The sequence below is a fragment of the Paracoccaceae bacterium genome (assembly GCA_019454225.1).
In the GTDB taxonomy this organism is placed as follows: Bacteria; Pseudomonadota; Alphaproteobacteria; order Rhodobacterales; family Rhodobacteraceae.
Window position 1 is genome coordinate 1,453,051 of record CP075370.1, and the last position, 25,509, is coordinate 1,478,559.

33 protein-coding genes are annotated in these 25,509 nt (G+C 70.3%); 24 read left to right on the top strand and 9 right to left on the bottom strand.

Going from position 1 to position 25,509, the window contains the following annotated elements; genetic code table 11:
- Positions 1-104 precede the first annotated feature (104 nt).
- The 4 genes from KF887_06850 (at position 105) to KF887_06865 (ending at position 3,754) form a co-directional block, all read left to right on the top strand.
- The gene (locus tag KF887_06850; protein ID QYK42815.1) at positions 105-1,160 is read left to right on the top strand and encodes a LacI family DNA-binding transcriptional regulator; all 1,056 of its coding nucleotides are present in this window, start codon (positions 105-107) and stop codon (positions 1,158-1,160) included.
- Positions 1,161-1,259: 99 nt separating this feature from the next.
- Positions 1,260-1,505 carry a DUF4170 domain-containing protein gene (locus KF887_06855; GenBank protein ID QYK42816.1) on the top strand — a complete coding sequence of 82 codons (246 nt, stop codon included), beginning with the start codon at positions 1,260-1,262 and terminating at the stop codon, positions 1,503-1,505.
- Positions 1,506-1,517: 12 nt separating this feature from the next.
- Positions 1,518-2,723, top strand: a complete 1,206-nt coding sequence (locus tag KF887_06860; protein QYK42817.1) for a 3-deoxy-D-manno-octulosonic acid transferase — start codon at positions 1,518-1,520, stop codon at positions 2,721-2,723.
- Positions 2,723-3,754, top strand: a complete 1,032-nt coding sequence (locus KF887_06865) for a tetraacyldisaccharide 4'-kinase (GenBank protein QYK43471.1) — start codon at positions 2,723-2,725, stop codon at positions 3,752-3,754. The genes KF887_06860 and KF887_06865 overlap by 1 nt, the downstream gene beginning before the upstream one ends.
- Here KF887_06865 and KF887_06870 read toward each other — a convergent pair.
- Positions 3,751-6,261, bottom strand: coding sequence for a DEAD/DEAH box helicase (locus KF887_06870; protein QYK43472.1), 2,511 nt, complete (start codon positions 6,259-6,261; stop codon positions 3,751-3,753). The two genes, KF887_06865 and KF887_06870, sit on opposite strands and share 4 nt — an antisense overlap.
- A 242-nt stretch (positions 6,262-6,503) precedes the next feature.
- Here KF887_06870 and KF887_06875 point away from each other — a divergent pair, with 242 nt between their 5' ends.
- Entirely contained in the window at positions 6,504-7,484 is a 981-nt protein-coding gene (locus tag KF887_06875; protein QYK42818.1) for a quinone oxidoreductase, read from the top strand.
- A 227-nt stretch (positions 7,485-7,711) separates the two neighbouring features.
- Here the strand turns inward: KF887_06875 and mtaB are convergent, their stop codons facing one another.
- From mtaB to KF887_06890, 3 genes are read right to left on the bottom strand one after another with little or no spacing between them, the layout of a single operon-like run.
- Positions 7,712-8,977, bottom strand: coding sequence for a tRNA (N(6)-L-threonylcarbamoyladenosine(37)-C(2))-methylthiotransferase MtaB (gene mtaB, locus KF887_06880; GenBank protein ID QYK42819.1), 1,266 nt, complete (start codon positions 8,975-8,977; stop codon positions 7,712-7,714).
- Positions 8,974-9,813: a diaminopimelate epimerase gene (locus KF887_06885; GenBank protein QYK42820.1), complete on the bottom strand. Its 840-nt coding sequence runs from the start codon at positions 9,811-9,813 to the stop codon at positions 8,974-8,976. The genes mtaB and KF887_06885 overlap by 4 nt, the downstream gene beginning before the upstream one ends.
- 45 nt (positions 9,814-9,858) lie before the next feature.
- Complete coding sequence (locus KF887_06890; GenBank protein ID QYK42821.1) at positions 9,859-10,626, bottom strand: DeoR/GlpR transcriptional regulator; 768 nt, start codon at positions 10,624-10,626, stop codon at positions 9,859-9,861.
- A 186-nt stretch (positions 10,627-10,812) separates the two neighbouring features.
- Here KF887_06890 and KF887_06895 point away from each other — a divergent pair, with 186 nt between their 5' ends.
- Positions 10,813-12,732, top strand: a complete 1,920-nt coding sequence (locus KF887_06895; protein QYK42822.1) for a PAS domain S-box protein — start codon at positions 10,813-10,815, stop codon at positions 12,730-12,732.
- A gap of 263 nt (positions 12,733-12,995) precedes the next feature.
- Here KF887_06895 and KF887_06900 read toward each other — a convergent pair whose 3' ends face one another.
- From KF887_06900 to KF887_06915, 4 genes are all read right to left on the bottom strand, one after another.
- A complete protein-coding gene (locus KF887_06900) occupies positions 12,996-13,619 on the bottom strand; it encodes an SOS response-associated peptidase (GenBank protein ID QYK42823.1) in 624 nt (207 codons plus the stop codon).
- Between the two features lie 469 nt (positions 13,620-14,088).
- A complete protein-coding gene (locus KF887_06905) occupies positions 14,089-14,712 on the bottom strand; it encodes an SOS response-associated peptidase (protein QYK42824.1) in 624 nt (207 codons plus the stop codon).
- Between the two features lie 12 nt (positions 14,713-14,724).
- Complete coding sequence (locus tag KF887_06910; protein QYK42825.1) at positions 14,725-15,348, bottom strand: hypothetical protein; 624 nt, start codon at positions 15,346-15,348, stop codon at positions 14,725-14,727.
- On the bottom strand, positions 15,345-16,064 hold the full coding sequence (locus tag KF887_06915) for a helix-turn-helix transcriptional regulator (GenBank protein QYK42826.1): 720 nt from the start codon (positions 16,062-16,064) through the stop codon (positions 15,345-15,347). Before KF887_06915 ends, KF887_06910 begins: the two co-directional genes overlap by 4 nt.
- Before the next feature lie 87 nt (positions 16,065-16,151).
- On the opposite strand from KF887_06915, the gene KF887_06920 reads away from it, so the two are divergent.
- On the top strand, positions 16,152-16,394 hold the full coding sequence (locus tag KF887_06920; protein QYK42827.1) for a hypothetical protein: 243 nt from the start codon (positions 16,152-16,154) through the stop codon (positions 16,392-16,394).
- A gap of 35 nt (positions 16,395-16,429) precedes the next feature.
- Here the strand turns inward: KF887_06920 and KF887_06925 are convergent, their stop codons facing one another.
- A complete protein-coding gene (locus KF887_06925) occupies positions 16,430-16,684 on the bottom strand; it encodes a hypothetical protein (GenBank protein QYK42828.1) in 255 nt (84 codons plus the stop codon).
- Positions 16,685-16,881: 197 nt separating this feature from the next.
- Here KF887_06925 and KF887_06930 point away from each other — a divergent pair, with 197 nt between their 5' ends.
- The 17 genes from KF887_06930 to KF887_07010 all read left to right on the top strand — a co-directional run bounded on the left by KF887_06930 (position 16,882) and on the right by KF887_07010 (position 25,509).
- Positions 16,882-17,157, top strand: coding sequence for an HU family DNA-binding protein (locus KF887_06930; protein QYK43473.1), 276 nt, complete (start codon positions 16,882-16,884; stop codon positions 17,155-17,157).
- 130 nt (positions 17,158-17,287) lie between these two features.
- A complete protein-coding gene (locus tag KF887_06935) occupies positions 17,288-17,515 on the top strand; it encodes a hypothetical protein (protein ID QYK42829.1) in 228 nt (75 codons plus the stop codon).
- The gene (locus KF887_06940) at positions 17,512-17,841 is read left to right on the top strand and encodes a hypothetical protein (GenBank protein QYK42830.1); all 330 of its coding nucleotides are present in this window, start codon (positions 17,512-17,514) and stop codon (positions 17,839-17,841) included. Before KF887_06935 ends, KF887_06940 begins: the two co-directional genes overlap by 4 nt.
- On the top strand, positions 17,838-18,092 hold the full coding sequence (locus KF887_06945; protein QYK42831.1) for a hypothetical protein: 255 nt from the start codon (positions 17,838-17,840) through the stop codon (positions 18,090-18,092). The genes KF887_06940 and KF887_06945 overlap by 4 nt, the downstream gene beginning before the upstream one ends.
- Positions 18,089-18,355 (top strand): hypothetical protein, encoded by a 267-nt coding sequence (locus KF887_06950; GenBank protein QYK42832.1) that lies wholly within the window; start codon positions 18,089-18,091, stop codon positions 18,353-18,355. The genes KF887_06945 and KF887_06950 overlap by 4 nt, the downstream gene beginning before the upstream one ends.
- Positions 18,352-19,215 carry a ParB N-terminal domain-containing protein gene (locus KF887_06955; protein ID QYK42833.1) on the top strand — a complete coding sequence of 288 codons (864 nt, stop codon included), beginning with the start codon at positions 18,352-18,354 and terminating at the stop codon, positions 19,213-19,215. Before KF887_06950 ends, KF887_06955 begins: the two co-directional genes overlap by 4 nt.
- Positions 19,212-21,350 carry a Mu transposase C-terminal domain-containing protein gene (locus KF887_06960; protein ID QYK42834.1) on the top strand — a complete coding sequence of 713 codons (2,139 nt, stop codon included), beginning with the start codon at positions 19,212-19,214 and terminating at the stop codon, positions 21,348-21,350. Before KF887_06955 ends, KF887_06960 begins: the two co-directional genes overlap by 4 nt.
- 37 nt (positions 21,351-21,387) lie before the next feature.
- A complete protein-coding gene (locus KF887_06965; protein ID QYK42835.1) occupies positions 21,388-22,179 on the top strand; it encodes an ATP-binding protein in 792 nt (263 codons plus the stop codon).
- Positions 22,176-22,763, top strand: coding sequence for a hypothetical protein (locus KF887_06970; GenBank protein QYK42836.1), 588 nt, complete (start codon positions 22,176-22,178; stop codon positions 22,761-22,763). Before KF887_06965 ends, KF887_06970 begins: the two co-directional genes overlap by 4 nt.
- On the top strand, positions 22,760-23,134 hold the full coding sequence (locus tag KF887_06975) for a hypothetical protein (GenBank protein ID QYK42837.1): 375 nt from the start codon (positions 22,760-22,762) through the stop codon (positions 23,132-23,134). Before KF887_06970 ends, KF887_06975 begins: the two co-directional genes overlap by 4 nt.
- Entirely contained in the window at positions 23,131-23,577 is a 447-nt protein-coding gene (locus KF887_06980) for a hypothetical protein (GenBank protein ID QYK42838.1), read from the top strand. Before KF887_06975 ends, KF887_06980 begins: the two co-directional genes overlap by 4 nt.
- Positions 23,570-23,773 (top strand): hypothetical protein, encoded by a 204-nt coding sequence (locus KF887_06985; GenBank protein QYK42839.1) that lies wholly within the window; start codon positions 23,570-23,572, stop codon positions 23,771-23,773. Before KF887_06980 ends, KF887_06985 begins: the two co-directional genes overlap by 8 nt.
- Positions 23,770-24,420, top strand: a complete 651-nt coding sequence (locus tag KF887_06990) for a DUF3164 family protein (GenBank protein ID QYK42840.1) — start codon at positions 23,770-23,772, stop codon at positions 24,418-24,420. The genes KF887_06985 and KF887_06990 overlap by 4 nt, the downstream gene beginning before the upstream one ends.
- 13 nt (positions 24,421-24,433) lie before the next feature.
- Positions 24,434-24,604 (top strand): hypothetical protein, encoded by a 171-nt coding sequence (locus tag KF887_06995; protein ID QYK42841.1) that lies wholly within the window; start codon positions 24,434-24,436, stop codon positions 24,602-24,604.
- Positions 24,601-24,858 (top strand): hypothetical protein, encoded by a 258-nt coding sequence (locus KF887_07000; GenBank protein QYK42842.1) that lies wholly within the window; start codon positions 24,601-24,603, stop codon positions 24,856-24,858. Before KF887_06995 ends, KF887_07000 begins: the two co-directional genes overlap by 4 nt.
- A gap of 4 nt (positions 24,859-24,862) precedes the next feature.
- Positions 24,863-25,078, top strand: a complete 216-nt coding sequence (locus KF887_07005; GenBank protein ID QYK42843.1) for a hypothetical protein — start codon at positions 24,863-24,865, stop codon at positions 25,076-25,078.
- Entirely contained in the window at positions 25,075-25,509 is a 435-nt protein-coding gene (locus KF887_07010; protein QYK42844.1) for a regulatory protein GemA, read from the top strand. The genes KF887_07005 and KF887_07010 overlap by 4 nt, the downstream gene beginning before the upstream one ends.

A 25,509-nucleotide genomic window follows, 5' to 3' on the forward strand; every position in this document is an offset into this window, starting at 1 on the left:
CGGTGCCTGTCTTCGCGGAAAACCCAAGTCCATGCAACCGAAACCTCGACGCCGCACAGGGCCTTGGACAAGCCCGTGTTTGGGCGCTAACACTGGGGCAAGGCATGGTAAGGACACCGCACTTGGCCAAGCATCACGCGCATGACGCCCGCCGGACCCTGACCCTGCGTGATGTGTCAGAGGCCTCGGGCGTCAGCGAGATGACGGTCAGCCGCGTCCTGCGCCAGCGCGGCGATGTGTCGGATGCGACGCGGGAACGCGTGCTGGCGGCGGCGCGGCGGCTTGGCTACGTTCCGAACCGGATCGCCGGTGCCCTGGCCAGCCAGCGGGTGAACCTGGTTGCGGTGATCATCCCGTCGCTCGCCAACATGGTGTTTCCCGAGGTTCTGGCGGGCATTTCCGACACGCTTGAGGATACCGGGCTGCAACCGGTGGTCGGCGTGACCAACTATTCGCCCGAGCGCGAGGAATCGGTGCTGTACGAGATGCTGTCCTGGCGGCCCTCGGGGATCATCCTGGCCGGGCTGGAACACAGCCCCGCCGCGCGGGCCATGCTGGAAAACGCCGGGATCCCGATTGTCGAGATCATGGATATCGACGGCACGCCTGTCGACGCGGCCATCGGCATCTCGCATCGCCGGGCCGGCGAGGCGATGGCGGGCGCCATCCTGGCGGCCGGGTACCGGAGGATCGGCTTCCTTGGCACGATGATGCCGCATGACCACCGTGCGCGCAAACGCATGGAAGGGTTCGAGGCGGCCCTGCAGGCGGCCGGGGTGACCCTGGTCGACCGCGAGTACTATGGCGGATCATCCAGCCTGCTGAAGGGGCGCGAGATGACGCAGGCCATCCTGCGGCGCAGCCCCGATCTGGATTTCCTCTATTACTCCAATGACATGATCGGCGCAGGGGGGCTGCTGTGGTGCCTTGACCACGGCTGCGACGTGCCCCGGTCGCTGGGGCTGGCGGGATTCAACGGGGTGGAACTGCTGGACGGCCTGCCGCGCCGGCTGGCCACGATGGATGCCTGCCGCCGCGAGATCGGCACGATTGCGGCCGAGATCCTGTCGGGCAAGCGGCCCCGCCCGGCCCCGCCCGGGCAACCGGCCGTCGTGGAACTGCTGCCGCAATTGCAGCCGGGCGACACGATCCGCGCGTGACATGCGCGACAGCCGCCATGGCTTGACCCGCCGCGCGCACCGGTTACGCTGCATCCGCAGAAAAAATCCGGAGACCGGCCCCAACGGGCGGACACAGCCATGACCCAACGCCTTCACCTTGTCTTCGGCGGCGAACTGGTGGACCCGTCGTCCACGAAATTCCGCGACGTGTCGCAGATCCACATCGTGGGCATGTTCCCCGACTACGCCACCGCGCATTCGGCCTGGAAGGCCGAGGCGCAGCGCACCGTCGACAATGCCCACATGCGGTATTTCATCGCCCACCTTCACCGCCTGCGCGATGCCGAACAGGCCGGGTCGGCCACCGAAGTCTTCGGCGGCTGACGCCCCGACGGGATGGCCTATTCGCTGGGCCTGACGCTGTACATGATGCGCGCACGCGCACCGGCCGGGCCGGTGCCGCCGCATCCGCCGCGTCCCGCCGGCCCGGTGATCTGGCTGCACGGATCGGATTCCGACGCGCGCCGCGCGCTGCTGGCGCTTGCGCCCCGGCTGACGCGCGGTGCCGCCGCCGCCGTGGTCCTGACGGCTGAGGACGAAGCCCCGCCGACGCGCCTGCCGCCGGGCGTCACGGCCGACGCCGTGCCCGCCGACGCGCCCGCACCGGTGCGCGGCTTTCTCGATCACTGGCGGCCCTCGGTGGCGCTGCTGGCCGGCGGGGTGCTGCGCCCGGCGCTGATCCATGCGGCCCAGGAACGCAGCATCCCGCTGGTGATGGCAGAGGCCCGCGAACCGTCGCTGCCGCGCGATCGGGCGGGGTGGTGGCCGGGCCTCGTGCGCGGCCTGCTGGCAGGGTTCCACGCCGTGCTGGCGGTCGATGAGCCCGCCGCGCGCGTCTTCCGAAAGGCGGGCGCGCCGCCCTCGCGGGTCGAGTCGGCCGGGCGGATGGAACAGCCCTCGGCCGCGCTGACCTGCACCGAGGCAGAGCGTGCCGCCCTTGCGCGACTTCTGGCGACCCGTCCGGTCTGGCTTGCGGCTGCCCTGCCCGAGGCCGAGGAGACGACCGCCATCGAGGCGCATCGCCGGACGCTGCGGCTGGCGCACCGGCTGCTGCTGATCGTGGCGCCCGACCAGCCGGAGCGCGCGGCCCCGCTGGCCGACCGGATGGAGAAGGTGGAAGGCTGGACGGTGGCGCGCCGATGGGCCGATGACGAGCCGGATTCGGACGTGCAGGTTCTGGTGACGGACAGTCTGGCCGAGATGGGGCTGTGGCTGCGGCTTGCGCCGCTGACCTATCTGGGCGGCAGCCTGACGCCGGGCGGGTGCCGGTTCGACCCGATGGCGGCGGCGGCGCTTGGGTCCGCGATCCTGCACGGGCCCCGTGCCGGGGACTTTGGCGGCGCGATCGGGCGGCTGGCGGCGGCGCAGGCCTCGGCGCTTGTCGGATCGGCGGCGGATCTGGCGCAGACGCTGGGGGAACTGCTGGCGCCGGACCGGGCGGCGCGCCTGGCGCAGGCGGCCTGGGCCGTGGCCTCGGACGGGGGCGAGGTTTCGGACCGTATCGCGGCCATGCTGCTGGATCTGGCGCGGGGTCAGGGATGATGCGCGCCCCCGGATTCTGGTTCACCCCGCCCGACCGGCCCGCCCTTGCGGCCCGGCTGCTGGCACCGCTGGGCGCGGTCTATGCGGCGGCGACGGCGCGGCGGGTGGCGCGGGGGCCCGGGATGCGCCCGGGGGTGCCGGTGATCTGCCTTGGCAACATCGCCGTCGGCGGCACCGGCAAGACGCCTGCCGTGATGGCGGTGATCGAGCGGCTGGCGGCGCGCGGCATCACGGCGCAGGTGCTGTCGCGCGGCTTTGGCGGGCGGCTGGCCGGTCCGGTGCAGGTGGACCCCCGCCACCATTCGGCGGCGGATGTCGGGGACGAGCCGCTGCTGCTGGCGGCCTTCGCGCCGGTCTGGGTGGCGCGCGACCGGGCGGCGGGTGCGGCGGCGATGGCGCGGGCCGGTGCGGCGGCAATCGTGATGGACGACGGGTTCCAGGACCCCGCGCTGCACCGCGACCTTTCGGTGGTGGTGATCGACGCGGCCGCCGGGTTCGGCAACGGCCGCTGCCTGCCCGCCGGGCCGCTGCGCGAACCGGTGGCGGCGGGGCTGGCCCGTGCCGACCTGACGCTGGCGATCGGCCCGCCCGAGGCGCAGGAGCGGTTGCGCGCGACCTGGCGTGCCGCGCTGCGGCTGCCGCATCTGACGGGCCACTTGGCACCGCTGGCGACCGGCATGGACTGGTCGGGCGCCCGCGTGCTGGCCTTTGCCGGGATCGGCAGGCCGGACAAGTTCTTTGCCACGCTGCGCGATCTGGGGGCCGAGGTGCTGCGCGCGGTGCCGCTGGACGATCATCAACCGCTGGGCGACGCGCTGCTGCGGCGGCTCGAGGCCGAGGCTTCCACGCTCGGCGCGCAGCTTGTCACGACCGAAAAGGATGCCGTTCGCCTGCCGCCCGCCTTCCGCCCCAAGGTGCTGACGCTGCCGGTGCGGCTGCGGGTGGACGACTGGTCGGCGTTCGATGCCGGGCTGGCGCGGATCGGCCTTGGGCGCCGGGGCGCCGCCGATCCGGCCAAGCCGGACGCCTAGCCGCGCGGCTTTTTCGGCGGCACGAACCGGCGCGAGGTGTCGGCGGGGTCCGCCGGCGGTCTGGGTGCGGGCTTGGCAAAGCCCGGCGCGCGGGGCTTGGCGGGCGGGCGGTCGCCGGTGGGCGCCCCGCCTGCCGCAGTGTGCGACTTGTAACCCGCCGAGCGCGCGGGCTTTCCGTCGCCGCCGCCATGCGACTTGAACCCGGCCGACTTGAACCCTCCGGGCTTGTCGCCGGTCCTGGGCGCATAGGGTTTGCCGCCGCCCGCAGGCCGTTCGCCCTGCGGCGCATCGCTGCGGGGCCGGGGGCTGTAGGTCTTGGCCGGACCCGCCTTGGCACCCCAGGGCTTTGCGCCGCCTGCGGGCGAAGCCGGGCGTTCACCGCCTTTCCAACGGGGCTTGTGCCCGCCCTCGGCCCCCGCTGCGGCGCTGTCACGTGCGGGGCGGGGGGCATCACCCTTGGGCCGCTCGGCACGGGGCGAGTAGGGGCGCCGGTCCTCACCCTGCGGACGGGGGGCGTAGGGCTTGCGGTCATCGGACTGGGCACGGGGGGCGTAGGGCTTGCGGTCCTCGGACTGGGCGCGCGGGGTATAGGGCTTGCGGTCGTCACCTTTCGGACGAGGCGCATAGGGCTTGCGCGCGTCACCCTGGGGTCGCGGAGTGTAGGGGCGGTGCTCTTCGCCTTGCGGGCGGGGGGCATGGGGTTTCCGGCCATCGTCCTGCGACCGCGTGGCGGCGGGGCCCCTGGATGCGGGACGGGGCGCGGTTGCGTCCGCCGCAGGCGCCGGGGGTGGCGCATCGTCGACGATGCGCGGAGGCTTTGGCGCATAGGCGGGTTTGGCGCGCTCGGGACGGCTGCCCTCGGGGCGCGGGGCGCGGTCGAACCGGGCGGGGCGTTCACCGTGTTCCGGTCTGTCCATCGCCGGTTCGCCCTCGATGCGCGTCATGGTGAGGCCCGGTTCCAGGTCCAGCCCGGCGCCGAACCGTCCGGCCTGCGCCTCGGCGATCTGCACGAAGGTGCGGTCGCGCTGCACGCGGATGGCGCCGATGGCATCCTTTGCCACCCCGCCCGCGTCGCAGATCTTGGGCAGGATCCAGCGGGCCTCGGCCCGGCCCTCATGGCCGACCGACAGCGCGTACCAGACAGCCGGCCCGAAGGCCGCGCGGTCGCGCGGCGGCGCAGGGGTGCGCGGCGGGGTGTCCACGGCATCCGACAGCACCTCGGGCGCCGAGCGGCCCGACCGCCACAGCCGCACGAAGGCTGCCGCCACGCGATCGGCGCCATGCGCGTCCAGCAGCGCCTCGGCGATCCCCGCCTCGTCGCCCGGCGCCTCGGACAGTGCCGGATGGGTCATCAGGCGTTCATCCTCGCGGTCCTGCACCTCGTCGGCCGAGGGCGGCTTGCCCCATTCGGCCTCGACCTTGGCATCGCGCAGGATGCGGCTGGCCTTGCGGAACTCGGCGGGCGGCACGATCAGCACCGAGGTGCCCTTGGCCCCCGCCCGGCCCGTCCGTCCGGACCGGTGCAGCAGCGTCTCGGGGTTCGAGGGCAGGTCGGCGTGGATGACCAGTTCGAGGCCCGGCAGGTCGATGCCCCGGGCCGCCACATCGGTGGCGATGCAGACGCGCGCGCGGCCGTCGCGCAGCGCCTGGAGCGCGTGGGTGCGTTCCGACTGCGACAGCTCGCCCGACAGTGCGACCGCCTGGAAGCCACGGTTCACCATGCGCGCGAACAGATGGTTCACATTGGCGCGCGTCTTGGCGAAGACGATGGCGCGTTCCGCCTCGTAGAAGCGCAACACGTTGAAAATGGCGTGTTCCTTGTCACGCGGGGCGATCGAGATCGCGCGATAGGCGATGTCGGCATGCTGTGCGCCGGTGCCCTTGACCGACAGGCGCAGCGCGTCGCGCTGAAATTCGGCGGCCAGTTTCTCGATCCCTGCCGGGACGGTGGCCGAAAACATCAGGGTGCGGCGCCCCGGGGCGGCCGCGCCCAGGATGAAGCCCAGGTCCTCGGCGAAACCGAGGTCCAGCATCTCGTCCGCCTCGTCCAGCACCACGGCGCGGGCGGCCGACAGGTCGAGCGAACCGCGTTCGATATGGTCGCGCAGGCGGCCGGGGGTGCCGACCACCACATGCGCCCCGCGTTCGAGCGCGCGGCGTTCGGTGCGATAGTCCATGCCGCCCACGCAGGAAGCGAGGATCGCGCCCGCCCCCGCGAAGAGCCATTCGAACTCGCGCCGGACCTGCAGCGCAAGTTCGCGCGTCGGTGCCACGACCAGGGCGACCGGGCTGGCCGCGGGCAGAAGAATGTCCTTGCCGTCAAGCACTTCGCCGGCAATTGCCAGGCCGAAGGCCACGGTCTTGCCCGATCCGGTCTGGGCCGAGACCAGCAGGTCGCGCCCGGCGGCGTCGGCGGCCAGGACGGCCTCCTGCACCGGGGTCAGGGTTTCGTAGCCCTTTTCCGCCAAAGCCGCTGCAAGGGGGGCGGCGATCCCCGTCGTCGTCATTGTCATCATCTGATCCCACTGGGGTGCCTGCGGCACCCGGAAAGAGGCGGCGCCTCATCCCCCGGCGGCAGCGCGGCCTCCCTGCCCGCTGCCTGCGGAACCATCACGCCGACCGGCGGGGCATACATGAAGCGGGCCCGGATGTATAGCGGCGACTGGCGCGGTGCCCGGCGGGGTGCCGCGGTGGCTTGACCCGGCGCCGCGGGGCGCCATGATCCCGCCGGCGGAACAGGGAGATTGCCATGACCACCACACGAGCTGTTGTGATCGAGGCCCATGGCGGGCCCGAGGTATTGAAGATCGGGCAGCGGGACGTGCCCCCGCCCGGGCCGGGGCAGGTGACGGTCGAGCTGCGGGCCGGGGGGCTGAACTTCATCGATGTCTACCAGCGGTCGGGGCTTTATCCGCTGGCGATGCCCGCCACGATGGGGATGGAGGCGGCCGGGGTGGTCACCGCCGTCGGGGCAGAGGTGACACATCTGGTGGAGGGGCAGCGCGTGGCCTATGCCGCCGGACCGCCCGGCGCCTGGGCCGATCTGCGGACGATGGGCGCCGGGCAGGTGTGCCCGCTGCCGGATGCGCTGTCGTTCGAAGAGGGCGCCGCGATGATGCTCAAGGGTCTGACAACAAACTATCTTTTCCGCCGGACGGTGCCGATCGGGCGGGGTGATACGGTGCTGTTCCATGCGGCGGCAGGGGGCGTGGGCCTGATTGCCTGCCAATGGGCGCGGTCCGAGGGCATCCGCCTGATCGCAACCGCCGGAACCGACGAGAAATGCGCGCTTGCCCTGGAGCATGGCGCGTCCGAGGCGATCAACTATGCCCGCGAGGACTGGGTGGCGCGGGTGCGCGACCTGACCGGCGGGCGGGGCGTGGATGTGGTGATGGATGCGGTGGGGGCCGCGACATTCGACGGGTCGCTGAACTGTCTGCGTCCGCTGGGGATGATGATAAGCTTTGGAAATGCCAGCGGAAAAGTTCCGCCCTTCGATATCGGCACGCTGGCGGCCAAGGGATCGCTGAAGATCACGCGGCCGACGCTGTTCACCCATATCGCCGATCCGGCGACCTGTCAGGCGATGGCGGCGGAACTGTTCGGCAAGGTGGTGTCGGGGGCGGTGACGATCCGCATCGACCAGCGGTTCCCGCTGGCCGAGGTGGCCGAGGCGCAGCGGGTGCTGGAGGCGCGGGCCACCACCGGGTCGACGGTGCTGCTGCCCTGAGGCGTTGCGCCGGGGCGGCGGAACAGCCGCGCCCGGCGCGTCCCCCGCGAATCAGGGTTTGACGGCGGGAATCCGATGAATTTCCGCGTCTGTTTCCCGTCCCGCCCGCGTCCGTTCCGCGTATGGCATCCGTCCCGACAGGCCGCGCGCGGCGGCGCGGGTTAACGCAACGCGCGCGCCACGGTCCGGCGGCGCGCGGCAGGTCGGGCGGGCGGGGGAATGCGGGGTCAGGCGGCCAGCAGCCGCGTGCCGTCATGGCCCGCGATGCGGGCGGTCAGCAGCGTGCCCTCGGGCTGGTCGGTGGCGAAGGCCACCTCGGTGAAATCGGCGCAGCGGCCGAGGCGCGGGCCTTCGGTCAGGATGGTCTGGGTGCTGCCTGCCTGCGCCGCGAGGTGCCGCGCCAGCGCCGCATCCCCGGCGGCGCGCAGCCGTGCGGCGCGGTCGCGGATCACCGGGCCGGGCAGTTGCGGCATCCGGGCGGCGGGCGTGCCCCGGCGCGCGCTGAACGGAAAGACGTGCAGGAAGGCCAGCCCGCAGTCCTGCACCAGCCGGAGGGTGCTGTCGAAATGCGCTTCGGTCTCGGTCGGGAAACCGGCGATCAGGTCGGCGCCGAAGGCGATGCCCGGCCGCAGCGCGCGGGCCTGTTCGCAGAAGCGGATGGCATCGTCGCGCAAGTGGCGGCGCTTCATCCGTTTCAGGATCAGGTCGTCGCCGTGTTGCAGCGACAGGTGCAGGTGCGGCATCAGGCGGGGTTCGGTGGCAATGGCCTGCATCAGGCTGTCGTCGGCCTCGATGCTGTCGATGCTGGAGATCCGCAGGCGCGGCAGGTCGGGCACCAGCCGCAGCAGCCGCAGCACCAGATCGCCGAGGCGCGGCGTTCCCGGCAGGTCGGCGCCCCAGGAGGTGAGGTCGACCCCGGTCAGCACCACCTCGTTGAAGCCGCGGTCGCGCAGGCGGCGCACCTGATCGACCACCACCCCGGCGGGAACCGACCGCGAATTGCCGCGCCCGAAGGGGATGATGCAGAAGGTGCAGCGGTGGTCGCAGCCGTTCTGGACCTGCACATAGGCGCGGTGGCGCCCGAAGCCGTCGATCAGGTGACCGGCGGTTTCGCGCACCGACATGATGTCATCGACGCGCACCCGCTCGGTCTGGCCGATCAGGTCGGGGACGGCGAGGGCCGCCCAGGTGGAGGCTTCCATCTTCTCGCGGTTGCCGATGACGCGCGTCACCTGGGGCATTGCGGCGAAGGTCTCGGGTTCGGTCTGCGCGGCGCAGCCGGTGACGATGACGGGTGCGCCGGGATTTTCGCGCGACAGGCGCCGGATGTCCTGTTTCGCCTTGCGCACCGCCTCGGCGGTGACGGCACAGGTGTTCACGATGACCGCATGGGGCAGGCCCGCGGCGGTGGCAAGTTCGCGCATCGCCTCGGTCTCGTAGGCGTTCAGGCGGCAGCCGAAGGTGGCAAAGACCGGCGTCGCGGGGGCGGTCATGCCGGCACCCGCATCAGGTCGGGCGACAGCGCGCCCTCGAACACGGTGGCGACCGGGCCGGTCAGCCAGACGCCATCGTCGCGCCAGTCGACATGCAGCAGGCCGCCATCGGCGGTGATGGCGACGCGGCGGCCGGTCAGGCCGCGCAGGTGGGCGGCGACGGCGGTTGCGCAGGCGCCCGAGCCGCAGGCCAGCGTGACGCCGGTGCCGCGTTCCCAGACCCGCAGGCGCAGGTGGTCGGGGGCCGCCAGGCTGGCAAATTCGACATTGGTGCGTTCGGGGAACAGCGGGTCATGTTCCACCCCCGGGCCGCGCAGGGCCGGGTCGACGGCGGCGGCATCGGGGACGAAGAACACCGCATGGGGGTTGCCCATGCCGACGCCCACCGGATCGCCCGGCAGGGGCAGATGCAGCGGATCGGCGGCCCGCGACAGCGGGATTTCATCCCAGCCGAGCTGCGGGGGCCCCATGTTCACCCAGAGCTGGCCGTCGCGGCGCTCGGCGGCCAGCAGGCCGCGCGCGGTGCGGATGGTCAGCCGGTCGCCGCCGTCCATCACCAGCGAGGCGACGCAGCGCGTGGCGTTGCCGCAGGCGCCCGCCCGGCTGCCGTCGGCGTTCCAGAAGTCGAGCGCGATGCCCGCGCCCTGCGCGTCGTCGCGGATCTCGGCCAACTGGTCGAAGCCGACGCCGCGATGCCGGTCGCCGATCGCGCGGGCCAGGTCGGCGGTGATGCGGGCGCCGCCGCCCAGGCCCCGGCTGTCGACCACGACAAAGTCGTTGCCGGCGCCGTGCATCTTGCGGAACGGCAGGGGGGCGGGGGTATCGAGGCGGGCCATGGCGCGCAGATACGCCCTTTGCGGGCGATTTTCCAGTGGCCCGGATCAGCCCGGATCGGCCACCACCACCTGCGTGCCCCATTCGGCGCAGCGCGCGGCCAGGTCGGCGGGCAGCGGCTGGTCGGTGTAGAGCGCGGAAAGATCGCGCAGCGATGCCAGGCGCACCGGCGCCGAGCGGCCCATCTTGGACTGGTCGCAGACCAGAAAGGCGGCGCGGGCCTGCCGCAGGATCGCCCTCGACACCCGCACCTCGGCCAGGTCGAAATCGAGGATGTCGCCCTCGGCATCGAGGGCGGAGGCGCCGACCACCGCGAAGTCGACCTTGAAATGCTCGAAGGTCTGGCTGGCCAGATCGCCGACCAGCCCGCCGTCGGACCGGCGCAGGACGCCGCCGGTCACCACGACCTCGCAGCCGTCGTTGGCGGCAAGGGTGTTGGCCACGTTCATGTTGTTGGTGATGACGGTGATGTTGCGGTGGCCCAGCAGTTCGCGGGCCACGGCCTCGGTCGTGGTGCCGAGGTTCAAGATGATCGAGGCATTGTCGGGGATGGCGGCGGCGCAGGCGCGTGCGATTCGCGTCTTGGCGGCCTCGTTCATCCGGCGCCGCTGGACATAGCCGAGGTTTGCCATGCCGCTGCGCGGCACCGCGCCGCCGTGCACCCTGTCGAGATGGCCGGCATCGGCCAGGTCCGTCAGGTCGCGGCGGATGGTCTGCAACGTCACGTCGAAACGCTGCGCGAGATCGTCCACCACCACGCGGCCCTCGGCGCGGGCGATCTCCAGAATCTCGTTCTGCCGGAAGCTCAGTGCCACGTCGCCGGTCCTTCTGCCGATGTTCCGGCGCCGACCATGCGCAATCCGCCGGCCAGAGGCAAACCCCAAGGCATGCCGAACGGGGCGCCGCGGATTGGGGGTTCATTTATTGCTGAATCTCGGTAATATCTTTTCGGACCGATATTGTCGCGTGTGGCGCCCCCTTGTTTCTGCGCGGTGGTCCTGATGAACGTCAAGCACGAGCAAGACATGCTGCGCGCGGTGGTCGATACGGCCGTCGACGGGGTGATCGTGATCGATTCCTCGGGCACCGTGCTGATGTTCAACCCGGCCTGCGAGCGGCTGTTCGGCCATGACGCGGAAGAGGTCATCGGGCGCAACGTCAAGATGCTGATGCCCGCGCATTTCCGGGACCGGCATGACGCCTTCATCGGCAACTACCTGCGCACCGGCGAACGGCAGATCATCGGGATCGGCCGCGAGGTGCAGGGCCAGCGGAAGGACGGCACGGTGTTCCCGATGGACCTGTCGGTCGGCGAGGCCAAGCGCGGCGACACGTCGTTCTTCGTCGGGATCATCCATGATCTGACCGAACGCCTGCGCAGCGAAAAGGCGATCCGCGAGGCCATCACGCAACTGGAGACGGTGGTGAACACCGCCGTCGACGGGGTGATCCTGATCGATTCCTCGGGCACGGTGCTGATGTTCAACCCGGCCTGCGAGCGGCTGTTCGGCCATGACGCGGCAGAGGTCATCGGGCGCAACGTCAAGATGCTGATGCCCGCGCATTTCCGCGAGGTTCACGACGCCTACATCGCCAACTACCTGCGCACCGGCGAGCGCAAGATCATCGGCATCGGCCGCGAGGTCGAAGGGCGGCGGAAGGACGGCACGGTGTTCCCGATGGACCTGTCGGTCGGCGAGGCCAGGCAGGACGGCGGGTCGATATTCGTCGGGATCATCCATGACCTGACGGCCCGGAAGACGACCGAGGAACGCCTTGCCCAGGCGCAGAAGATGGAGGTCGTGGGCCAGTTGTCGGGCGGCATCGCCCATGATTTCAACAACCTGCTGACCGTCATCATCGGCAATGCCGAATTGCTGACCCATGGCCTGAAGGCCCGCCCCGATCTGCACGCGCTGGCCGACGGCATCGCGCGGGCGGGCGATCGGGGCGCGGAACTGACCCGGCGGCTGCTGGCCTTCAGCCGCCGGCAGATGCTGCAGCCGACGACGATCGATCCGAACCAGCTGATCCTGGAACTGCGCGACCTTCTGCGGGGCACGCTGCGCGAGCACATCGTCGTCAACGTCAGCCTGGCCGACAACCTGCACGCCGCCGTCGTCGATCACGCGCAACTGGAATCGGCGCTGCTGAACCTGTGCCTGAATGCGCAGGATGCGATGCCCGATGGCGGCAACCTGAGCATGTCGACCGCGAACATCACGCTTGATCCCAGCTACCGCGACCGCAACCTGGAGGTGCCGCCCGGCGACTATGTGGCGATCGCGGTCACCGACACCGGTCACGGGATGTCGCCCGAGGTTCTGGCGCGGGTGTTCGAACCGTTCTTCACCACCAAGGAGGTCGGCAAGGGCAGCGGTCTTGGCCTGTCGATGGTCTATGGTTTCGCCAAGCAGTCGAACGGGCATGTGTCGATCTACAGCGAGCCCGGCCTAGGCACGACGGTGCGGCTGTACCTGCCGTCGGCGCGGGGGCTGCGGTCACCGGCACTGTCCGACCATGCCGACGAACCGCCCGACCCGGTCGGGCGGCGGGAACTGGTCCTGATCGTCGAGGATGATCCGCTGGTGCGGAACTACGCCGAGAAATGCCTGCAGTCGCTCGGCTACCGGTCGGTCACCGCCGAAAGCGGCCAGGCGGCGCTTCACGTCATCGCCGAGGGCCATCCGATCAGCATCCTTCTGACCGATATCGTCATGCCGGGCGGCATCAGCGGATGGGAACTGGCCGAAAAGGCACGCCGTCTGTTGCCCGGCCTGCGGGTGCTGTTCAGTTCCGGCTATGCGATGGAGACCCTGAACGCGCATGACCGCATGCCGCAGGGCGCGGTGTTCCTGAGCAAGCCCTACCGCAAGGCCGATCTGGCGCGGTGCCTGATCGCGACACTGTCCCAGGTGTAGCGCGGACACCCGCGTGATCCGGCGCACCGGCAGCCACGCCGCAGGCCGCATGTCGCGCCGGGCCAGGGGCGCCATGCGGCCCGGGCCCGCCCTGCGTCTGCCGCCACGCCGGCTGTCGCGCGTGGCCTGCTCGCCGCGAGATCTGCATCTTGCCTGCAAGATGTTGGCAACGCGGGGTAACCCATGTGCCAGGTCGCGTGCCGGTGCCGGGCGGAACTTGCAGATGATGCTGGCGCCCGAGGGCCGGTTTCCGCGAACCTGACCTAGGCCGGTTCGATCAGATCGGGTCCGTCGTCGGCAATGCCGAAGGGGCGCACCGGGTGATGCCGCAGGCGGGCGCCCGCCCCGATGTCGAGGTCGTCGGTGCCGCCCAGCCATGCGTCGCGCTCCTCGGCGTCCAGGATCACCGGCATGCGGTGGTGCAGGCCGGCGATGCTGTCGTTGGCCGCGCGGGTCAGGATGGTGCAGGTCAGCAGGTCGCGCCACCGGGATGCCAGCCCCGCAAAGAAGAGCGTCTGGGCATTGCCCGCCGAGAGGATGACATGGGGCTGCCTGGCGCCCCGCTCGCCGGTCCATTCATAGTATCCGCCCGCCGGGATCAGGCACCGGCCCTTGCGCCAGACGGCGCGGAACGTGGGCTTTTCGCGCGCCTCCTCGATCCGGGCGTTGAAGGTGGTGGCCTTCCAGTCCTTCGCCGCTGCGCCGTCGAACCAGGATGGCACCAGCCACCACCGCGCCGTCATGCCCGTCAGCGGCGTCCTGGCGAGGATCAGCACCTGTTCGGTCGGCTTGATGTTGAACCGCCGAGCCGGAAAGGGATCGATCTTGATCTCGCTCAGCTCGGCCTCGGTGCCGCGCAGGTTGGGATCGATGTAGCGCCCGCACATTGTCCGCCTGCCTCAGTTGCCCAGCTGTGCGTTGACAACCTAATCGGCAGAAGCCGGGGCGATGTGGGAACAGGTGATAACAGCCGGGAAAAGGCGATATCCCAAGGGGTTGGCCGTTGGGTTGCGAAGGAGGGGTGCCGGGGCGGCAAGTCGGCACACCGGCGCGTGGAGGCGGTCAGGACGGCGGCTGGGGGTGGGGAGCGGCGCCGGTGGGCCGGGCGTTCAGGGCGCGTTTAACTACCTGTAAAGACGGATTAAACAGCGGTGCGGAACCACTGCGGTGCGGGCTTGTGAGGACGGGCATGCGCGGCGGAACATGCAAATCTCGCCGCGAGTTGCATGTTGCATTTGCATGTTGCCTGCAAGCTGTTGGAAACGCGGGATAACCCATGTGCCAAGTCGCGTGTCGGAGCCGGACGGAACATGCAAATGATTTTGGCGCCCGAGGGCCGGTTTCCGCGAACCTGACCTAGGCCGGTTCGATCAGGTCGGGTCCGTCGTCGGCAATGCCGAAGGGGCGCACCGGGTGATGCCGCAGGCGGGCGCCCGCCCCGATGTCGAGGTCGTCGGTGCCGCCCAGCCATGCGTCGCGCTCCTCGGCGTCCAGGATCACCGGCATGCGGTGGTGCAGGCCGGCGATGCTGTCGTTGGCCGCGCGGGTCAGGATGGTGCAGGTCAGCAGGTCGCGCCACCGGGATGCCAGCCCAGCAAAGAAGAGCGTCTGGGTATTGCCCGCCGAGAGGATGACATGGGGCTGCCTGGCGCCCCGCTCGCCGGTCCATTCATAGTATCCGCCCGCCGGGATCAGGCACCGGCCCTTGCGCCAGACGGCGCGGAACGTGGGCTTGTCGCGCGCCTCCTCGATCCGGGCGTTGAAGGTGGTGGCCTTCCAGTCCTTCGCCGCCGCGCCATCGAACCAGGATGGCACCAGCCACCACCGCGCCGTCATGCCCGTCAGCGGCGTCCTGGCGAGGATCAGCACCTGTTCGGTCGGCTTGATGTTGAACCGCCGAGCCGGAAAGGGATCGATCTTGATCTCGCTCAGCTCGGCCTCGGTGCCGCGCAGGTTGGGATCGATGTAGCGCCCGCACATTGTCCGCCCGCCTCAGTCACCCAGGCCGAGCTCGAGGAAGAGCGGGTGGCAGACCGGGTTCGTGAGGGCCGCGACTTCGTCTTTGGCGAGGAGGGTCTGGCAGGCGAGGTAGGTGCGCAACAAGATGTCGGCGCGGCGCTCGCGTTCGGCTTCGCGCGCGGCCCGGATGGCGGTGGCCTCGGCGTCCCGCTCGGCCCGGAGGGCGGCGGCCTCGGCCTCCTGTTCGATCCGGAGGGCGGCCTGTTGCCGAGCTTCCTCAAGGGCACGTTCGCTGGCAGCCAGTTCACGCGCCCGAGCCTCGGCCTCCCGAGCCGACGCGCGCGCCTGGTTGTCCTCGACTGTGAGAAACGCGGCCTCACTACTGCTGTAGATCCACGCCTGTCCCGTAACTGCGTTCAGGCAGTCGAGGCTTGCCGCGATCTGCTTGGTGTCGAAGACATAGCGGAACTGCATAATGGACTTCGCGGCCGTGTCTGCAGCAGAGGTGTTGCCCGTGGAGATGGCGGATGCGCAGGCGGCGATCAGCTCGGCTCGCGCGGATGCTGGCAGCGACGACTGGGCGGCGACAGGGCCTGACGTCAAGGCAAGGCACAGGTGCAAGGTGGACAATGTCACCGCGAAGACCGGGCTTGTCATGACCCGTCCACCTTGTCGGCCCAGGTGCGCCCGGACCATACGACCCGACCGAGGATGCGCAAAGCTTCCAGCGCGCGGCCGGTGCGGAGGTCTGGCGGCCAATCAGGATTGTCGGACAGCAGCATGACCGAACCATGATCAGGACGGATCAGGCGTTTCACAAGCGCCTCTGACCCATCGGCAAGCGCATAGATCGGCGGCCGGGACTTGCCTGGCCTCGGGCGGCGCACGGGCACCTGGCGGGCGGCGTCGGAGGTGTCGATCAGAAGGACATCGCCGGGAACAAGGGTGGGGCGCATGCTGTCGCCAGACACCCTGGCGAGCGCCGCAGTGCCCGGCTCGATACCTTGGCGGCGCAGCCAGTCGGACTGGAAGGCAAGCGCGCCGACCACTGTCGAGTCGCCGTTCAACGCGCCAGGCCCGGCGGACAGGGCGGCATCGTGCAGGGGTACTACCGCATAGTCGGAGCTGTCGATGACGACTGTCCGAGGCGGATCAGTTGATCGCCGGGGCCCAATGTAGAAGTCCAAGCCCAGCGCATCACAGATGGCGCGGGCGTTCTTCAGGGTTGTTCCGGACTTCTTATTGCCGCGAAGGACGCTTCGGATCGCGTCAGCTGGCAATCCGTGCTGCCGTTCAACCGCAAACGCATTTGAATTCAGCGCCTTGAGACGCTCTTCAACCTGCTTAGCAAAGGACATTTCTGCTGTATCCACGAATCGGAGAAAATACCGACTTGTAGCACGCTTGACTATCGGTGAAAACTCCGGTTACGTGATCGGAGAGAACACCGAGGCAGGCTTATGACCAAGGAAATGCTGATCCGTCTTGCCGAGCTCTATGGAGGGCATCGTGGACTCACATTGGCGACGGTCTCGACATACGCTGCAGCCGACGGGAAGTACTTTAGGAACCTCAAGGGCAACTCGGGCCTCACGCTTCAGAAGGCCAACAGGCTTCTCGCCTGGTTCTCGGTGCACTGGCCTGCCGATCTCGAGTGGCCTGCGGACATCCCGCGTCCGGCGCGTCGTGAGGAGGCTGCGTGATGGCGGCCGCTGTGGCATGCCGCGAACAGCGGCGATCAGTTGGCTCCGGACTTTCCGCGTCCGGCCAATTCGAGGCGGTGTATCCAGCTGTAGAGCACGTTGGCCAGGTACTCACCGCCGCTGGCGCGCAGTGCGTCTGCCATGTCGCGCAGCGTGTCGTTGATCAGATCGGCCCGCAGGGAGCCTGCCGGGTGGGCGATTGCGGTCGTCGCAATCCAGACCTCGACGAGCAACTGCAGCTGCGCATCGATCTGTTCGACGTTGCCCTTCGGGCTGGGACGTTCGGCCATGGCGCTGCTCCGATCGTTCACACCGCGAAGGGTAAATCGGTTGCCGCCTTTCGCGAAGGGAAATCGGGCCAATGACCGACGTCCCTGACATCCCCGACCTTTCCGCGATGACGCTGCCCGATCTGCGGGCACTGGACGGCGCGCTGCGCCGGGCCATCGCGGCCGCACGTTCCGCCACCACAGAGAGGAGTGAAGCCATGGGGACCAAGAGAACTCGGTCCGACCTGATTGCGCATCTGGCAGACTGTCATGCGCTGAGCCGGGCAGATGCCGGGCGCGCGGTGACCGCCGCGCTCGATTTCATTGCCGATGAAGTCGTGGGCGGTCACGCGGTGACGCTGCAGGGCTTCGGGACCTTCGAGCCCCGCCATCGCGCCGCCCGCATGGGGCGCAATCCGCAGACCGGCGAGACGATCGAGATCGCGGCCAGCACCACGGTGGGGTTCCGCCCGGCGAAGCGGTGGCGCGGCTGATGCGCCGGGTCGTGCGCGCCCTTCGGGGGCTGGAGGATCACTGGGCGGGCGACCTGATCGGGGTCGTCAGCCTGTTCGTCGGCGGCTGGCTGGCGCTGGTCGCGGCGCATGTGCTGGGGGGCGGGTGGTGATGGGCGGCCTGCTGGATCTGGTGCGGCGACTGCGGGCGGCTGCGGCAGAGGCGGTGGATGCCGAATGCGACGCGACCTCGGCCGAGACGGACGATTTCCGGGAGGCGGCGTGGCTGGAGTACGACGCACGCTGCGCCACGCTTGTGGGATTGCTGACGGCCGACACGCATGTGGCGGAGTGGGACCGGATCGAGGCGCTGCTGACGGCGCCGGGCGGGACGGCATGACCGCCCCCCGTGCCGAGCCGGTGCGGCAGCGCGAGAGCGGACCTGCAGTGCGCAGCTGCAAGGAAGGATGGGAAGTCGTCGGCTTTGCCGAACGTATCGCGCCCTTCCGGAGCCGGAAGGCGGCCGAGGCGGAACTGGCGCGGCGTGTCAAGGCGATGCCATCGGGATCGCAGCCGCGCGAGCGCGCCTGCATGTGCTGCGGCTCTGCCTTCAAGTCGACCGGGCCTGGCCACCGGCTGTGCGGCACCTGCCGCCACAAGGATCCCGGACCCGTTGCCATGCGCTGGGCCCGGGCGCGGCGCCCCGGCGAGGCGGCGCGGGCATGAGCGGGCCTTGCGGACATATCCATGCGGGGCCGCTGTCGAGCCCCCGTCTGCAGCGGGTGTTGCGCCTGCTGTCGGACGGGCGGCCGCACACGACCCGCGGGATCATCCGCAAGGCCCATGTGGCGGCGGTCAACGCCATCGTCGCCGAGCTGCGTCACCACGGCGCCGAGATCACCTGCGTCCGGTCCCGCGCCCCCGGGGGTGTCGGCTGGCGATTCACCTACACAATGACGAAGGCGCCCCCCGCATGACCCGCCCCGATCTGCCGAGCTTCGACACGCCCGCTGCCATGAGGCCCGACCAGGTGCTGGCCATGCTGGCCGCACTGGCGCGGGCGCACCAGTTGCAGATCGGCCGGATGGCCGAGGCGACCGAGGACATGCGGACGGCAGGGCTGGCCAACCTGGACCTGACCTTTCTGGCCAGCGAGATGCGCGGGCTCGCGGACGAGGCCGCCGTGATCGAGGCGGCCGTGCGCAGCGTCGCGCACGCCATGGCCGGAGGTGCGCGATGAAGGCCCCGACGCTGACCACGATCACCCGCGTCAGCCTTGACGAGATCGACTGCGCGCAGCGGTTGCGTCCGGCCAGCGAGGCGGGCATCGCCGCGATCATGGCGTCGATTGCCGAGGTCGGCGTGATGAAGGACGCGATCCATGTGCGCCGCCGCAAGAATGGCCGCCTGGTGCTGATCGCGGGGCTGCATCGGCTGGAGGCCGCGCGGCGGCTGGGCTGGCCCGATATTGAGGCCAAGGTCTGGGCCGATGTGACCGATGACTGGTCGCGCCTGATGGAGATCGACGACAACCTGGCCGGGGCCGAGCTGTCGCCGCTGGACACGGCGGTGTTTCTCGCCGCGCGCAAGGCGGTCTATGAACGGCTGCACCCCGAGACGAAGCGGGGCGTGGCCGGGGCGCTGGCGCGTTGGGATGCAACTGAACCGAGTTCAGTTGCATTTGTCCCCGCCACGGCGGCGAAGTTCGGGATGACAGAGCGGCAGGTCTACAAGATCGCCGCCGCCGGTGCCCGCATCGCGCCAGACCAGGCGGCGCGCCTGCGCGCCGCGCCGCGCCCCGTCACCCTCAAGGACCTGGTGGAACTGTCGCGGGTCGGCGAGACGACCGAGCGCTATGCGGTGATCGACGCGCTTGCCGAGGGCAGGGCCAAGTCTGCCGCCGAGGCCCGCCGGGCGCTGCGGTCACCTGTGGCGGTGCCCAAGGACCCCGTTGAAGAGGCGTTCAAGGTCCTTTCAAAGGCGTGGTCGCGGGCGCCGATGGCTGCCAGGAAGCGGTTCCTGCTGGAGCATTCCCGCGAGGTCTGGCACGCGCAGAACGCGGGCCCGGCACTGGTCAACTGGCGGGAGGCGGCGGAATGAGCCTGACCCCGTCGCAGGAATGGTGGACCACCGACGAGATCGCGACGAGCGGCCTGCCCGACCTTCCCGCAACGCGGCAGGGTGTCGATGCGCTGGCAGCGCGGATGTCCTGGCGCGGCTTTCCGACCATGGCACGGCGGCGGTCGGGCCGGGGCGGGGGCTGGGAGTATTCCTGGCGTCTCTTCCCGGCGCGGGCGCAGCGGCGCCTGCTGCAGGCCGCCGCCCCGGTAGCGTCCGACCGCCCCGCCCGGGACGAGGCCTGGACCTGGTACGAGAGCCTGCCACAGGGCGTGAAGGACCGCGCTTCCGCCCGTCTGCAGATCCTGCAGACGGTCGAGGCGCTGGAGCCTGCCGTCGGCCGACACATGGCGGTGCTGTCGGTGGCGCGTGAATCGGGGCAGGGCGCCCGCACCATCTGGAGCTGGTTCGGCCTGGTCGAGGGCGTCCGCCCCGACGACCGTCTGCCCTACCTGGCACCGCGCAATCGCGCGCGCGCCGACCGGCCGCGCCTGCGCGACTGCGACCCGGCGTTCTTCGACGCCCTCAAGGCGGCCTATCTGCGGATGGGCGAGCCTGCCTTTACCGATGCCTACCGCGACGCGCTGCGCGCCGCGAAGGCGGCAGGGTGGGATGTCCTGCCCGAACGGACGATGCGGCGGCGCCTGGACGCGGCGGTAAGCCAGCCGGTGCAGGTGCTGATGCGGCAGGGGCCGGAGGCGCTGAAGCGTCTCTATCCGCCGCAGGTGCGCGACAAGACCAGCCTCGTGGCGATGGAGGGGGTCAACGCCGACTTCCACAAGATCGACGTCTTCGTGCGCTGGCCCGGGCGCAACGGGGAACCTGACACCATCCTGCGGCCCCAGATCGTGGCGTTCCAGGACCTCTATTCGGGCCGCATCCTGAGCTGGCGCGTGGATGTCAGCGCCAACAGTACCGCCGTCCTGCTGGCGGCAGGCGACATGATCGAACGCTGGGGTATCCCCGGCCATGTTGTCCTCGACAACGGGCGCGAGTTCGCGGCCAAGGCGATCACCGGCGGCACCTCGACACGGTTCCGGTTCAAGGTCAAGGAGGACGACATCCCGGGCCTGTTCACGGCGCTCGGCTGTCAGGTCCATTGGGCGACCCCCTATTCGGGCCAGTCGAAGCCGATCGAGCGGGCCTTCCGCGACTGGGCGCAGTCTGTCGCAAAGGATGTGCGGTTCGAAGGGGCCTATACCGGCAACAGCCCGGATGCGAAGCCCGAGAACTACGGCAGCCGCGCGGTGCCGCTGGCCGACTTCCTGTCGGTCCTGGCCGAGCGGATCGAGGAGCATAATTCCCGCCAGGGGCGGCGGTCGGAGGTCGCCTGGCGGCGGTCCTTTGCCGAGGTCTTCGACGAGAGCTATGCCACCGCGCCGATCCGCAAGGCCACCGAGGCGCAGCGTCGTCTCTGGCTGCTGGGGGCAGAGGGTCTGCGTGCCCACGCGACCACCGGACAGATCGCGTTCATGGGCAACGGGTTCTGGGAGCCCTGGTGCCACGAGATCGCGGGCAAGCGGGTGGTGATCCGCTTCGACCCGGCCGACCTGCACGCGGGCGTCCACATCTACGGGGCCGACGGGGCCTATCTGGGACATGCCGCGTGCCGCGAGAAGGCAGGGTTCTTCGACATGGACGAGGCGCGGGCCCATGCGAAGGCGCGCCGTGACTGGGTCAACGCCGAGAAGCGCGCGGCCGAGGCGCACCGCCGCATGACCGCGTCCGATCTGGGGGCAATTCTGGATGCGACCGCGCCCGCCCCTGCGTCCCCGCCCGATGCCAAGGTCGTGCGGCCCGTGTTCGGGCAGCCCGCAGCCGTGCCGGAGCGGCCCGCCGCGCCGCCCGCCGGCGCCCCGGTCAGCGCCGATGTCGCGCGGCACCAGGCGGCAATCATCGCCGACCTGTCCGCGCGCCGCGCGCCCGTCGCCACTGCACCGGCCGAGGAGACGGACCGCGAGAGGTTCCGCCGCGCGCTGGACCTGGAGCGTCGCGAGGCGACGGGCGAGGTGCTGACGATCGAACAGGCGCGCTGGCTGGCCGCCTTCCAGGCGTCATCGGCCTACCAGGCCGAGCGCCTGCTCTGGCGGGACTATGGGGACGAGATCTTCGGGTGACGATCCGGGGTGCGAGCCCCGGCAACAAGGGCAGAGGATGACCATGACTGGAAGTTTCAACTCGGTGGCGCCGCTGGCCAATGTGGCCAGGCTGCAGGCGCTGATCATGCGATGCCGGGACCGGGCGCACGGCCTGCCCGGCATGGGCTGTTTCCACGGCCGGGCGGGCTGGGGCAAGACCACCGCCGCAATCTACGCGCAGAACCGCCTCGACGCCGTGCATGTCGAGGCGATGAGCCTTGGCGGGATCCGCAAGCTCCTGGAGATGATCGTCCTGGAACTCGGCCTGCGACCGACGCCGACAGCCGCCCGGCTGTTCGACCAGGCGGCCGAGGAACTGGGGCGCACCGGTCGGCCACTGATCATCGACGAGGCAGACCTCTGCCTGAAGGACATGACGATAGAGACGATCCGTCGGCTGTACGAGGCGACCCAGGTCCCGGTGATCCTGTGTGGAGAGGAAGCGCTGCCGCAGAAGCTGCAGCGCTGGGAGCGGGTGCATGGCCGGATGCTGGCCTGGGTGGCGGCTGAGCCCGCGACGATCGAGGACGTCGGGCACCTGGTGCCGATCTACGCCCGGGGCGTCGAGGTGCATGCCGACCTGCGGGCGGCGATCCTGGCCGCCAGCCGGGGATCGCTGCGCTACGTCTCGACGAACCTCGCGGCGGTGCGGGAGTTTGCCGCAGTGCGCGGTCTGGCGGCGGTCGACCGGGCCGCCTGGGGCGATCAGCCGATGCACACCGGCGAGCCCCCGGCAGTGCGGCGCGCGACGCCCGGCGTCGCGGTCCTGCCCGCAGAGCGTGCCGGACGGCGCCGGGGGGCAGCATGACGGGTCGGTCCGAGAAGCGGGCGGCGCGCGTGGCCGCCAACAGGCAAGCGATCGAAGATGCCGCGATGGCCGCCGCTCGGAAGCTTGGCGAGTGGGGCTATGCCCATATCGCCGCCGAGGTCCACATCCCCGTCGAGCGCGCCACCGACATCGTCCGCGGCTGGCTGGCACAAGGACTCGCAGAGATCGTGCGGCAGGCGCGGGGCGCGCAGCCGAGGCTGTTCCGGCTTTGCGGCACCGCCGTCGAGGCGCTTCAGCGCCCGCGCGGGCGGACGCCGGAGGACAATCTCTGGACCGCGATGCGGGGCCTGGTCAGCTTCACGCCGACAGATATCGCGGCCCATGCCACGAACGACCTGATCGTCGTGCCCGTCGATCATGCCCGCGCCTATTGCCGCCTGCTGATGCAGGCAGGCTACCTGCGGGTCGAACGCAAGGCCGATCCGGCACGCGAGCGCGAGGCGCGCTACCGGCTGATCCAGAACACCGGACCGCTGCCGCCGCGAGAGCGGCGGGTGCGTGCCGTCGTCGACGCCAACACCCGAGCAGTCAAGGTGCTGTCAGTGACCGGGGCGTCGGCATGAGGGGGCCCGTCGAGATCGCCGAGGAGGCATGGGGCACGCCGCTGCCTGACTGGATCGCGGCGCTGGCGCAGGCCTGCGCGCTGTCGAGCCAGGCGAAGGTGGCCAAGGACATCGGGCGGTCCGGCGCAGTGGTCAGCCAGGTGCTGCGGCGCTGCTACGGGGCCGACATGGGCCGGATCGAGGAGCGGGTGCGCGGGATCTTCCTCGACGGACGCGTGATCTGTCCCGCGCTGGGCGATCTGCCCGCGAACGAATGCCAGGACTGGCGGGCGAAGGCGCGGGTCTTCGCGGTGGGCAACCCCCTGCGCACTCGGATGTTCCGCGCTTGCAAGGGCTGCCCGCGCAACCAGAAACCTGAGGAACACGCATGAACATGATGCCCCCGCCCCTCAAGGAAACCCGGCCTGCCGCCGAGGTGGTCGAGGCGTTCCTGTCCTTGCGCCACGCCTCGGCCGAAGAAGTGATCCAGTCGCGCGCCGCCACCCGGGCGGTCGTGCAGGCACGCCACGAGCTGATGTGGTTCCTGCGGGACCTGACCCATCTAAGCCTGGCCGAGATCGGGCAGGTGGTGGGCGGGCGCGACGCCAAGACCGTGCGGCACGGGATCGACCAGATCAGCGACCGGATCGCGAGCGACGAGGGCTATCGGCGCGAGATGCTGTTCGCCCGCGCCGTGATCCTGCGCGGCGCGGAGCAGGTCATGACGCCCGACCTGTGCCTGACCGCCGTCCGGGCGGTGCTGGCCGACGCCGGGCTGAGCGATGCCGACGCCCGCCAGGCCGCGCTGCAGCTGATGGGGCCGCGCCATGGCTGATCCTGCGCGCTGGACCGAGGACCAGATGCTGCGCCTGGCCGCGCGGGGCGTCCTGAAGATCGACCTTCTGGGTCATCGCGGCACGACGCTGGTGACATGCGACGAGGTCGCCGCCATGGCGGCCGTCCTCGCGCTGTCGGGCGCGCTGCCGCCCGCCCTCCTGCAACCCGCCAACCTGAAAAGAGACCCGACATGAGCAAGTTCGAACCCGCCCCCGTGCCCGATGGCCGCATCCTCGTCGAAGGCAAGCCGCACATGCGCGACAGCAAGGGCGGCCTCTGGGCCGTCGACCTCGTGAAGCCGCAGGACCAGCTGCAGGACGAGCTGGTCCGCAAGATCATGGGCTATGCCATCGCCCTGTCCGAGCAGCTGACCCGGTTCAAGGCCCACACCTTTGATGACATCGGCGCCTTCGAGGCGCTGCTGGCGCAGGAATACGGGGCGAAGGTTGGCGGGGCCAAGGGCAACAAGACCCTGATGAGCCATGACGGACTCTACAAGGTGCAGGTCCAGGTGGCCGACAACATCGACTTTGGTCCTGAGCTGCAGATCGCCAAGACGCTGGTGGACGAATGCCTGAACGAATGGGCCGCCGACGCCCGCGACGAGATCAGGGCGATCGTCACCCGCGCCTTCAACACCGACAAGGCCGGGCAGATCAACCGGTCGGAGATCTTCATGCTCCTGCGGCTCGAGATCGGGGACGAGCGCTGGAAGCGCGCGATGCAGGCCATCCGCGACGCGATGCGGATCGTGGGGTCGCGGACCTATATCCGCTGCTATGCCCGCGCGCACTTCGACGCGCCGTGGCAGCCGGTCAGCATCGATCTGGCGAAGGCCTGAGGCGATGGCGGATATGCAGACCATCAGGCAAGCCGTCGCCGATGAATGCCGCGCGCGGGTCCGCTACTGGATCGGCGGCGTTCCGACCGAGGGCGACCTGCGCGGCGTGCGCCGGATCGTGGCGCACCGGCTGCGGGTGACCGAGGCCGACGTCACGGCCGCGCTGGCTGAGGTCGATGCATGACCATGGCGGCCGTCCAGCCCATCGCCACGCTGTCAGTGCCGGTCTGGCCGGTGTCCGGCCGCCCGCCGCTTGGCCCCGTGCTGGCGGAATGGGCGGACCGCGACGGCGTGACGATCTCGGTGACGACGGCGGAAATCCATGTCCGGTTCACGCAGTCGGGTGCCACCTTCGCCGTCGATCTGCAGGCGATAGGGCAGGGCGCCTATGAGGCCGTGCTGAAGGCGCGGCCCCCGGCCCCAATGGGAAAAGGGTGAATCCATGATCCACGTCTTCAACGAACCAAGGCCGGGCTTCCGGTTGAAATCGTTCTCGTCGTCTTCGAAGGGCGAGCGTTCCATCCTCAAGATCGAGCTTGAGATCGACGATCCGATGGAGGTCGCGTTCCTGCTTAAAGAGTTGGCCAACTTGACGCGTGCGCAAAAGGCGAAGCCTAAGGCCCTTTTGGCGCTACCAAGGCCGGATGGCCGCCCATGACCCGTGCCCTGAAGACGCTGATCCATGTGGCGGCGCGCGACCTGTGCCTTGATGCCGAGACGCGGCGCGACCTGCAGCTGACTGTGACCGGCAAGGCCAGCCTGACCGACATGACTGAGGCCGACCTTGAAGCGGTGGTTGAAGCCCTGAAGAAGAGGGGGTTCAAGCCGTCGGGCGGGGCGCGCGCCAGGCGCGCAGCCGCCCCGCGCGGCGACCTGCGCCTCGCGCATGTCCTCTGGGGCAAGCTCTCGAAGGCGGGCGCGGTCGCCACGCCGGGGGCGAAGGGCCTCAATGCCTTCGTTCGTGTCCGGTTCGGCGCGGCCTGGGGGGCCGAGCCCATCGACGTGGACTCCCTGCGCGACGCGCGGAAGATCGCCACGCTGATCGAGGCGCTGAAGGCGATGTGCGCCCGCGCCGGAATCGAGGTCTGA

Bases quoted from the DNA above. Each gene is read 5' to 3' on its own strand.
- KF887_06850 (QYK42815.1), top strand. From the start codon at position 105: ATGGTAAGGACACCGCACTTGGCCAAGCATCACGCGCATGACGCCCGC.
- KF887_06855 (QYK42816.1), top strand. From the start codon at position 1,260: ATGACCCAACGCCTTCACCTTGTCTTCGGCGGCGAACTGGTGGACCCG.
- KF887_06860 (QYK42817.1), top strand. From the start codon at position 1,518: ATGGCCTATTCGCTGGGCCTGACGCTGTACATGATGCGCGCACGCGCA.
- KF887_06865 (QYK43471.1), top strand. From the start codon at position 2,723: ATGCGCGCCCCCGGATTCTGGTTCACCCCGCCCGACCGGCCCGCCCTT.
- KF887_06870 (QYK43472.1), bottom strand. From the start codon at position 6,261: ATGACGACGACGGGGATCGCCGCCCCCCTTGCAGCGGCTTTGGCGGAA.
- KF887_06875 (QYK42818.1), top strand. From the start codon at position 6,504: ATGACCACCACACGAGCTGTTGTGATCGAGGCCCATGGCGGGCCCGAG.
- mtaB (QYK42819.1), bottom strand. From the start codon at position 8,977: ATGACCGCCCCCGCGACGCCGGTCTTTGCCACCTTCGGCTGCCGCCTG.
- KF887_06885 (QYK42820.1), bottom strand. From the start codon at position 9,813: ATGGCCCGCCTCGATACCCCCGCCCCCCTGCCGTTCCGCAAGATGCAC.
- KF887_06895 (QYK42822.1), top strand. From the start codon at position 10,813: ATGAACGTCAAGCACGAGCAAGACATGCTGCGCGCGGTGGTCGATACG.
- KF887_06900 (QYK42823.1), bottom strand. From the start codon at position 13,619: ATGTGCGGGCGCTACATCGATCCCAACCTGCGCGGCACCGAGGCCGAG.
- KF887_06905 (QYK42824.1), bottom strand. From the start codon at position 14,712: ATGTGCGGGCGCTACATCGATCCCAACCTGCGCGGCACCGAGGCCGAG.
- KF887_06910 (QYK42825.1), bottom strand. From the start codon at position 15,348: ATGACAAGCCCGGTCTTCGCGGTGACATTGTCCACCTTGCACCTGTGC.
- KF887_06920 (QYK42827.1), top strand. From the start codon at position 16,152: ATGACCAAGGAAATGCTGATCCGTCTTGCCGAGCTCTATGGAGGGCAT.
- KF887_06925 (QYK42828.1), bottom strand. From the start codon at position 16,684: ATGGCCGAACGTCCCAGCCCGAAGGGCAACGTCGAACAGATCGATGCG.
- KF887_06930 (QYK43473.1), top strand. From the start codon at position 16,882: ATGGGGACCAAGAGAACTCGGTCCGACCTGATTGCGCATCTGGCAGAC.
- KF887_06935 (QYK42829.1), top strand. From the start codon at position 17,288: ATGGGCGGCCTGCTGGATCTGGTGCGGCGACTGCGGGCGGCTGCGGCA.
- KF887_06940 (QYK42830.1), top strand. From the start codon at position 17,512: ATGACCGCCCCCCGTGCCGAGCCGGTGCGGCAGCGCGAGAGCGGACCT.
- KF887_06945 (QYK42831.1), top strand. From the start codon at position 17,838: ATGAGCGGGCCTTGCGGACATATCCATGCGGGGCCGCTGTCGAGCCCC.
- KF887_06950 (QYK42832.1), top strand. From the start codon at position 18,089: ATGACCCGCCCCGATCTGCCGAGCTTCGACACGCCCGCTGCCATGAGG.
- KF887_06955 (QYK42833.1), top strand. From the start codon at position 18,352: ATGAAGGCCCCGACGCTGACCACGATCACCCGCGTCAGCCTTGACGAG.
- KF887_06960 (QYK42834.1), top strand. From the start codon at position 19,212: ATGAGCCTGACCCCGTCGCAGGAATGGTGGACCACCGACGAGATCGCG.
- KF887_06965 (QYK42835.1), top strand. From the start codon at position 21,388: ATGACCATGACTGGAAGTTTCAACTCGGTGGCGCCGCTGGCCAATGTG.
- KF887_06970 (QYK42836.1), top strand. From the start codon at position 22,176: ATGACGGGTCGGTCCGAGAAGCGGGCGGCGCGCGTGGCCGCCAACAGG.
- KF887_06975 (QYK42837.1), top strand. From the start codon at position 22,760: ATGAGGGGGCCCGTCGAGATCGCCGAGGAGGCATGGGGCACGCCGCTG.
- KF887_06980 (QYK42838.1), top strand. From the start codon at position 23,131: ATGAACATGATGCCCCCGCCCCTCAAGGAAACCCGGCCTGCCGCCGAG.
- KF887_06985 (QYK42839.1), top strand. From the start codon at position 23,570: ATGGCTGATCCTGCGCGCTGGACCGAGGACCAGATGCTGCGCCTGGCC.
- KF887_06990 (QYK42840.1), top strand. From the start codon at position 23,770: ATGAGCAAGTTCGAACCCGCCCCCGTGCCCGATGGCCGCATCCTCGTC.
- KF887_06995 (QYK42841.1), top strand. From the start codon at position 24,434: ATGCAGACCATCAGGCAAGCCGTCGCCGATGAATGCCGCGCGCGGGTC.
- KF887_07000 (QYK42842.1), top strand. From the start codon at position 24,601: ATGACCATGGCGGCCGTCCAGCCCATCGCCACGCTGTCAGTGCCGGTC.
- KF887_07005 (QYK42843.1), top strand. From the start codon at position 24,863: ATGATCCACGTCTTCAACGAACCAAGGCCGGGCTTCCGGTTGAAATCG.
- KF887_07010 (QYK42844.1), top strand. From the start codon at position 25,075: ATGACCCGTGCCCTGAAGACGCTGATCCATGTGGCGGCGCGCGACCTG.